The 7073-nt window shown below is 73.2% G+C and carries 7 protein-coding genes; all 7 read right to left on the reverse strand.

The genetic code is table 11. The annotated features are described in order from the left end of the window. A partial coding sequence (locus tag HMPREF0731_RS24800; protein ID WP_007001973.1) for a hypothetical protein occupies positions 1-349 on the reverse strand: 349 nt, incomplete at its 3' end. 87 nt (positions 350-436) lie between these two features. Then, entirely contained in the window at positions 437-1138 is a 702-nt protein-coding gene (locus HMPREF0731_RS00335; RefSeq protein WP_007001974.1) for an ABC transporter ATP-binding protein, read from the reverse strand. Then, complete coding sequence (locus tag HMPREF0731_RS00340; RefSeq protein WP_007001975.1) at positions 1138-1884, reverse strand: ABC transporter ATP-binding protein; 747 nt, start codon at positions 1882-1884, stop codon at positions 1138-1140. The genes HMPREF0731_RS00335 and HMPREF0731_RS00340 overlap by 1 nt, the downstream gene beginning before the upstream one ends. After that, positions 1881-3761, reverse strand: coding sequence for an ABC transporter permease (locus HMPREF0731_RS00345; RefSeq protein ID WP_007001976.1), 1881 nt, complete (start codon positions 3759-3761; stop codon positions 1881-1883). Before HMPREF0731_RS00345 ends, HMPREF0731_RS00340 begins: the two co-directional genes overlap by 4 nt. A gap of 26 nt (positions 3762-3787) precedes the next feature. Next, entirely contained in the window at positions 3788-5023 is a 1236-nt protein-coding gene (locus HMPREF0731_RS00350; protein WP_007001977.1) for an ABC transporter substrate-binding protein, read from the reverse strand. Between the two features lie 194 nt (positions 5024-5217). After that, entirely contained in the window at positions 5218-6399 is a 1182-nt protein-coding gene (locus HMPREF0731_RS00355) for an aminotransferase (protein WP_007001978.1), read from the reverse strand. 47 nt (positions 6400-6446) lie between these two features. After that, the coding region (locus HMPREF0731_RS00360) for a DNA-3-methyladenine glycosylase family protein (RefSeq protein ID WP_007001979.1) at positions 6447-7073 on the reverse strand (627 nt) is incomplete at its 5' end.

Genomic DNA, 7073 nt, shown 5'->3' on the forward strand with positions numbered 1-7073 from the left:
TGACCGAGCGCCCCTCCGCCAGCAGGGCCAGCGCGCGGGCCCGCTTGTCCTCGCCCGACGGGGCGCCGGTGGGCGCGGCGGACGGGGCGGCCGCCGGCGGCTCAGCCGGCTCGGCCGGGCTGTCCTGTCGCCAGTGCCGCGCATGGATGTGGTTCAGATGCTCCGGCAGGGCCTCGCCGTTCAGCCGCGCCTCGGTCACCACCATGTGCGAGCCCGCCTGCCGAAGCGTCGCGGCCTCCAGCACGTCGCCCTCGCGCACCGCCCGTTTCTCGGTATCGGCCAATTGCCGCGAATGGCTGTCATTGGCCTTGATGAAGCTCTCCGCCGTGGCGGTCAGGCGATGCGGCATTCAGGTCTCGCTGCCAGAAGGGAAAGGGGCAATTTGCGGCGAAACGGCCCTGGCTGCAAACCGGCGCCACCGCCAGGGGGGAGGCGGTCAGACCGACAGGTAGCGCGCGCGCAGTTCCGCATCCGCCATCACCGCCGCCATCGGCCCTTCATGCCGGATCCGCCCGGTCTCCAGCAGATAGGCGCGGTCGGCGATGGCGGCGGCGAAGCCCGGATTCTGCTCGGAGAGCAGGATCGACAGCCCCTCCGCCTTCAGCGCGCGGATCGCCTCGGCCATGCGCTCCACCACCACCGGCGCCAGGCCTTCCGAGGGCTCGTCGAGCAGCAGCAGGCGCGGCTGGCCCATCAGGGCGCGGGCGATGGTCAGCATCTGCTGCTCGCCGCCGCTCATCCGCCCGCCCGGCCGGTGGCGCATCTCTTTCAGGGCCGGGAACAGCGTGAACACGCGCGGCAGGTCCCAGGCGGGCCGTCCGCGGGATGCGGCGCGGCGGCCGACCTCCAGGTTTTCCAGCACGGTCAGCTCGGGGAAGATGCGCCGCTCCTCCGGCACATAACCGAGGCCCAGCCGCGCGATGCGGTGCGGGGCCAGCCCCGCCACCTCCTGCCCCAGGACACGGATGCGCCCGGCGGTGGGCGGCAGCAGCCCGATCAGCGACTTCATCGTGGTGCTCTTGCCCGCCCCGTTGCGGCCGAGCAGGCAGACCACCTCGCCGGCGGACACATTGAGCGAAACGCCGTGCAGGATGCGCGCCCGGCCATACTGGGCGACGAGGCCCTCCACCTCCAGCATCAGCCGGCGCTCCCCAGATAGACCTGCCGCACCCGCGCATCGGCGCGCACCGCGGCCGGCGGCCCCTCGGCGATCAGCCGGCCGCGCTCCAGCACCAGCACGCGGTCGGCATGGCCGAAGACGACATCCATGTCGTGCTCGGTGAACAGCACGGCGATGCCCTCGCGCCGGGCGATGGCGGCGGTCTCGGCCATCAGCGCTTGGCGTGCCTCGGGGGCCATGCCGGCGGTGGGCTCGTCCATCAGCAGCAGGCGGGGGTTGTGCGCCAGCGCCATGGCCAGCTCCAGCCGCTTGAGGTCGCCATAGGCGAGGAAGGCCGCCGGGCGCTCGGCCTGGTCGGCCAGGCCGATGCGGTGCAGCAGCGCCTCGGCCTCCGCCGTCATCTGCCGGTGCGCCGGGCGCCAGAGGTCGAAGATGCGGCGGTGATGCGACAGCAGCGCCAGCCGCACATTGTCGCGCAGCGACATCGAGCCGAAGGTGGCGGTGATCTGGAAGGTGCGGCCGACGCCGAGCCGCCAGATGCGCCGCGGCGCCCAGCCGGTGATGTCGCGGCCCTGGAAGCGCACCCGCCCGGCCTCGGGGCGCAGCTGGCCGTTCAGCAGGTTGAAGCAGGTGCTCTTGCCGGCGCCGTTCGGGCCGATCAGCGCCAGCATCTCGCCGGCGGCGAGCTGGAAGGAGACGCCATCGACGGCGCGCACCCCGCCCCAGCCGCGCACCAGCCCTTCCGCCTCCAGCACGGCGCTCATGCCGCGCCCTCCTGGCGGCGGCGCAGCCGGGACAGCGCGGCGGACAGCGCGCCCCCCAGCCCCTGCGGGAAGAAGAGGACCAGGGCCAGGATGGTCAGCCCCAGCAGCAGCCGCCAGAGCGAGGTCACCCGCGCCAGCTGCTCCTGCAGCCCGGCGAAGGCGACGGCGCCGAGCAGCGGCCCGGCCAGGCTGTGTACCCCGCCCAGCAGCACCATCAGCAGCCCGTCCACGCTGCGCCCGATCGCCAGGAAGGAGGGGAAGACGCTGCCCTTGCCATAGGCGAAGACCGCCCCCGCCAGCCCGGCCCAGAAGGCGGCGAGGGTGAAGGCGGCCCAGCGCAGCCGGAAGGTGTCGAGGCCGATCGCCTCCGCCCGCAGCGCCGAATCGCGCTGGCCGCGCAGCGCCAGGCCGAAGGGCGCGTGCACCGCGCGGCGCAGCAGCCAGACGCCGCCGCCGCAGAGCGCCAGCGCCAGATACCAGAATTCCAGCCGGCCGCGCGCCCAGCCCGCCGGCCAGACGCCGAGGATGCCATTGTCGCCCCCCGTCACCTCGACCCATTGAAAGGCGATGGACCAGAGGATCTGCGCGAAGGCGAGCGTCAGCATCGCCGCATAGACCCCCGAGAGCCGGGCAAAGAACCAGCCGAAGCCGAGCCCGGCCAGCCCGGCCGCGAAGGGCGCCAGCGACAGGCCGAGCAGCATCGGCGCCGCCCAGTATTTCATCGCCAGCGCCGCGGCATAGGCGCCGGCGCCGAAGAAGGCGGCGTGGCCGAAGCTCGCCATGCCGCCCGGTCCCATGATCAGCTGCAGGCTGGCGGCGAACAGCACCAGCACGGCGAAATCCGCCAGCAGGATCAGCGGATAATCGCCCAGCAGCAGCGGCCCCAGCAGCAGGGCGGCGGCGGCGAGCGCCAGCAGCGCCCGGCGCAGGGTGACCGAAAGAAAAGTGCCGGGGGCGGGCAGGGGGGGCGCGGCCTCGCTGGCGGGCGGCGGCCCCAGCGGCTTGCCCAGCAGCCCGTTCGGCCGCAGCACCAGCACCACCGCCATCACCAGGAAGACCAGCACCAAAGTGATGCGCGGGAAGACCAGGATGCCGAAGGCGTGCAGCTCGCCGATCAGCAGCGCCGCCAGGAAGGCGCCGGGGATGCTGCCGAGCCCGCCGAGGACGACGACGACGAAGGCCTCGACGATGATCGCCATGTCCATATGCGGCGTCACCGCCTCGCGCGGCAGCTGCAGCGCGCCGCCCAGCCCGGCCAGCGCGGCGCCGAGGAAGAACACCCCGGTGAACAGCAGGCGCTGGTCGACGCCCAGCGCCGCCACCATGTCGCGGTCCTGCGTCGCGGCGCGCAGCAGGATGCCGAAGCGGGTCCGGTGCAGCAGCAGCCAGAGCAGGCCGAGCACCACCGGGCCGAGCGCGATCAGGAACAGCTCGTAGCGCGGGAAGCGCAGGCCGAGGAGGTCGATGGCGCCGCGCAAAGGCACCGGTGCGCGCGGGCCGAACTTGTCGTCCGGGCCCCAGAGCAGCAGCACAAGGTCCTGCACCACCAGGACGAGCGCGAAGGTGGCGAGCAGCTGGAACAGCTCCGGCGCGCGGTAGATGCGGCGCAGCACGGTGATCTCCAGCAGCGCGCCGATGCCGCCCGCCAGCAGCGCCGCCAGCAGCACGGCCAGCGCGAAGCCGCGCCAGCCCCAATCGTCCACCGAGGGCAGCTGCAGCAGCGTCCAGCCCAGATAGGCGCCCAGCATGTAGAGGCTGCCATGGGCGAAGTTGACGATGCGGCTGACGCCGAAGATCAGCGTCAGCCCCGAGGCGACGAGGAACAGGGAGGAGGCGCTGGCCAGGCCGTTCAGCGCCTGGACAGCCAGGTCTTGCAAGGGGGCGGCTCCTCAGCCTTGCGGGGTCAGTCCTGCGGGCGCCACTGGCGCACGAGATCATCCGGCGGCAGGTAGTTGGCGCCATCGGCATAGCGCCAATCGACCATGCGGCCGCGCTTCCCCTCCAGCTTCGTGCGGCCGACGAAGGCGCCGAGCGTCGCCTGGTGGTCCAGCGCGCGGAACTCCACCTCGCCCGTGCCGTAGCCGGTCTGGTAGCGGATGCCGCGGAAGGCCTCGACCATCGCCTCGGTCTCGGTGCTGCGCGCCTTGCGCAGCATGGCGGCGATGGCCAGCACCGTGTCGTAGCCGACGATCGAGCCGCAGCGCGGCAACTCGTTGAAGCGGGCGCGGTAGGCGTCGCGCAGCGCGACATGCACCGGGTTGTCGAGATCGTCGCGCGGATAGCCGGTGACGATCCAGCCATCCGGGCATTCCTCGCCCAGCGGCTCGAGATATTCCGGCTCGCCGCTCAGCATGGAGGCGACCGCCCGGCCCTCGAACAGGCCGCGCTGATTGCCCTGGCGCACCAGGTTCAGCAGATCGGTGGCGAAGGTGACGTTGAAGATGCCCTCGGGCTTCAGCCGCTCCAGCGCCTGCGCCGTGGCGCCGGCATCGATGCGGCCGAGCGCCGGGAATTGCTCGCCGACGAACTCCACATCCGGGCGCTTCGCCTTCAGCAGCTCGCGGAACCAGCGCACGGCGGACTGGCCGTATTCGTAATTCGGCGCGACGGTGGCCCAGCGCTTCGCCGGCAGCTTCGCCGCCTCCTCCACCAGCATGGCGGCCTGCATGTAGGTGCTGGGGCGCAGGCGGAAGGTGTAGCGATTGCCCTTGGACCAGACCAGCGCATCGGTCAGCGGCTCGCTGGCCGCGTAGAGGCGGCGGTTCTGCCTGGCGAAATCGGCCAGCGCCAGCCCGACATTGGAGAGATAGCCGCCGGCCAGCAGCGCCACGCCCTCGGCATTCACCAGCTCGCCGGCCAGGCGCACCGCATCCTCGGGGCGGCCGGCATCGTCGCGGAACACCGTCTCCAGCTTGCGGCCATCGATGCCGCCGGCGGCGTTCACCTGCTCCTGCGCCAGCAGCCAGCCATTGCGGTAGGGGCCGAGGAAGGCGGGCTGCGCGGTGTAGGAATTGATCTCGCCGATGCGGATCGGCGCTGCCCCTTGGGCGCGCAGCAGGGCAGGGCGCGCCAGCAGGGTGGCCGCGCCGGCGCCCAGCAGCAGGCGGCGCGGGACGGGGAGGGAGCGGTGCTCGGTCATGCCATGCGTCCTTCTGGGGCGTTCCCGGAGGCCAGGGCCTTGCGATCGGGCTGGCCCGTTGCGCCCTGCGGGGCGCGGCTGCGCCTGACAATAGTCACTCGCGCCGCCACGGGAAGACCGCAAACGGGGGGTTATGCTCAATTTGATGATTTTATCCGCGCAAGGCGGCGCCCCCTGGCACGGGGCGCCGGATCTCAGGCGGGGACGCGGCTCAGCCGCAGGCGGTGCGGCAGCTCGGCCAGGGTGGCGGCCTCGGCATTGGCGAAGGCCAGGCGCAGATGCCGCGCCTGGCCGGGGCCGAAGAAGCTGCCGGGCAGGGTGAGCAGCCCGCTCTGCGCCGCCAGCGCCTCGGCCGCCTGCGGCGAGTCCGGCAGGCCCTCCGGCAGGCGCAGATAGGCGAAATAGGTGCCGAGCGCGTCGATGCGCCATTCCGGCGTTTCCGCCAGCGCGGCGCGGAACGCCTCGGCGCGGGACTGCATCACCGCGCGGTTGCCCGCGCGCCATTCGGCCAGCGCCGGGATCGCCCAGGCCAGCGCCTGCTGCGCCGGGCGGGCCGGGCAGATCTGGAAGGAATCCAGCACCTTCAGCAGCTCCTGCCGGAAGGCGCCGCCGCCGAGGACCGCGCCGATGCGGTGGCCCGGGATGCAATAGGATTTGGCGAAGGAATAGAGCTGCACCACGCCCTGCTCCCAGTCCGGATCGTCCAGCAGCCGGTGCGGCGGCGTGCCTTCCTCGGGCAGGAAGTCGCGATAGGTCTCGTCCAGCACCAGCCAGATCCCGCGCCGGCGGCAGATCGCGGCGATGCGGTGCAGGATCTCGGCCGGGTAGATGGCGCCGGTCGGGTTGTTCGGCGTCACCAGCACCAGGGCGCGGGTCCCGGGCGTGATCGCCGCTTCCAGCCGCTCCGGGTCGGGGATGAAGCCATCCTCGGCGCGGGTCTCGAGCGGCTGGGCGGTGATGCCCAGCAGCTCCAGCGTCATGCGGTGGTTGAAATACCAGGGCGTGGGCAGCAGCACGGCATCGCCGCTGCCGGCCAGCACCGTCATCGCCATGGTGAAGGCCAGATTGCAGCCGGCAGTGATGGCCAGCTGGTCGGGGCGGATCGCCGCGCCATAGAAGCGCGCCATCTCGGCCGCCAGCGCCTCGCGCAGCGCCGCATCGCCCTCGATCGCGCCATAGGACGCGGCGGCGCGGCTGCCGGCGGCCTCGGCCAGCTTCTGCAGCATCATCGGGTGCGGCGGATAGCCCGGCACCGCCTGGGTCAAATCCAGCATCGGTCCGGCCGCGCCGTCATAGCGGGCGGCCCAGGCGCGGGCGGCGGGGATGGGCGGGGCGGCGGTGGCGTGCGCGCGGGGCGACAGGCGGAGGCTCGGCATGATGCGGCAGAGTGTCACGCGGCGCGCGGCCCGGCCAGGGCGCTGCCTTACGGTTCCTCGCCGGCCGGGCGGCCGGTGACATGCCGCCAATGGTGCCAGAGCAGCCGCGCCGCCAGCGAGCGCCAGGGCCGCCAGGACAGGCTCAGCGCCGTCAGCGCCCGTGGCGAGGGACGGGCCGGCATGCCCTTCAGATGCGCGGCCGAGGCGGCCAGCGCCACATCCCCCTCGGGGAAGATGTCCGGACGGTCCTCGGCGAAGAGCAGATGCACCTGCGCCGTCCAGGGGCCGAGGCCGCGCTGCGCCGAGAGATGCGCCACCGCCTCCGCATCGCCCATGGCCGGCAGCTCCTCCAGGCGCAGCCGCCCCTCCAGGCAGGCCTCGGCCAGGCCGCGCAGATGCGCGACCTTCGGGCGCGACAGGCCGGCGCCGCGCAGGGCGTCGTCGCTCAGCCGCAGCAGCCCGGCGGGCTCCAGCGCGCCGGGCAGGGCGGAAAACCGCAGCCAGATGGCGCCCGCCGCCTGGTTGCTGATCTGCTGGCCCAGCACGGTGCGCGCCAGCCCGCCGAAGCCGCGCGGCCGGCTGCGCCAGGGCAGCGGCCCGGCCGCCGCCTCGATGCCGGCGAAATCCGGGTCGGCCTCGGCCAAAGCGGCCAGCCCGGCCGCGGCCCAGGCGGG

This window comes from Pseudoroseomonas cervicalis ATCC 49957 (assembly GCF_000164635.1).
GTDB lineage: Bacteria > Pseudomonadota > Alphaproteobacteria > Acetobacterales > Acetobacteraceae > Pseudoroseomonas > Pseudoroseomonas cervicalis.